The organism is Mycobacterium gordonae (genome assembly GCF_001417955.2).
Classification (GTDB): Bacteria; Actinomycetota; Actinomycetes; order Mycobacteriales; family Mycobacteriaceae; genus Mycobacterium; species Mycobacterium gordonae_B.
In genome coordinates, this window is sequence record NZ_LKTM01000222.1 from 1 (window position 1) to 944 (window position 944).

Sequence of the window (944 nt, forward strand, 5' to 3'; positions counted from 1 at the left end):
AAGCTCAAGAAGCCACCCGCACCGCCGGAGCCGGTGGCTCCGGCGGTGCGGGTGGCTTCTTGAGCTTTGGCGGCGCAGCAGGTGGTGGAGGAGCGAACGGCACTGGCGGTGCGGGCGGAGCGGGTGGTGCGGGCGCCACCGGATTCGACGCCGCAGTTGGTTCCGGCGCTGTCGGGGGTTCCGGTTTCGCCGGTGGCGCGGGCGGGGCCGGCGGCGCGGGTGGCGGTAGTGGCGCTTTGCAGGGAGCCGGTGGTGCCGGTGGCCAGGGCGGAGTCGGCGGCGCGGGCGGCTCGGGCGGCTCGGGTTCGTCCGGTGGTGTCAATAGCGCCGGAGTGGCCGGTGGCCAGGGTGGAACCGGAGGATCCGGCGGAGCCGCGGGACTCGGTGGAGCCGGGTCGGTCGCGGGGGCTGCGGGCCTTGCCGGCGACGGCGGCGCGGGCGGTAGGGGCGGATCCGGCGGATCCGGCGGGGCCGGGCTGGATGCCGTCGCGGCCGGCGCTCAGGGCGGTCAGGGTGCAGCCGGCGGGGCCGGAGGTCAGGGCGGTACGGGCGGTGCCGCGGGTACCGGGGTTGGTGGGCATCAGGGCGCAGGTGGCGTCGGTGGTCAGGGTGGCCGCGGCGGTGTCGGCGGCGCGGGGGCCGACGGTGCGGACGGCAGCGATCCTCTGGCGGCCGCTCAGGCCGGCGGTCAAGGCGGGACCGGAGGCACCGGCGGTGCCGCGGGAGCCGGTGGGACGGGATCCACCAGTGGAGCGACAGGTACCGCCGGGGACGGTGGGTCCGGAGGTGCGGGCGGCAACGGCGGCAAAGGTGCTGACAACGCCACTATCGCCGCGGCCGGCGCGCAGGGTGGCCAGGGGGGAGCCGGTGGCGCCGGCGGCGTGGGAGGCACCGGTGGCGCCGCGGGTGCCGGGACGGGCGGACAACAAGGCGCGGGCGGGGCC

Annotated in this window: 1 protein-coding gene; it reads left to right on the plus strand. The window is 78.2% G+C overall.

The features are described 5' to 3' along the window. Positions 1 to 944 (plus strand): hypothetical protein (locus AO501_RS38150; RefSeq protein WP_197419868.1); only part of this gene is annotated, 944 nt, incomplete at both ends.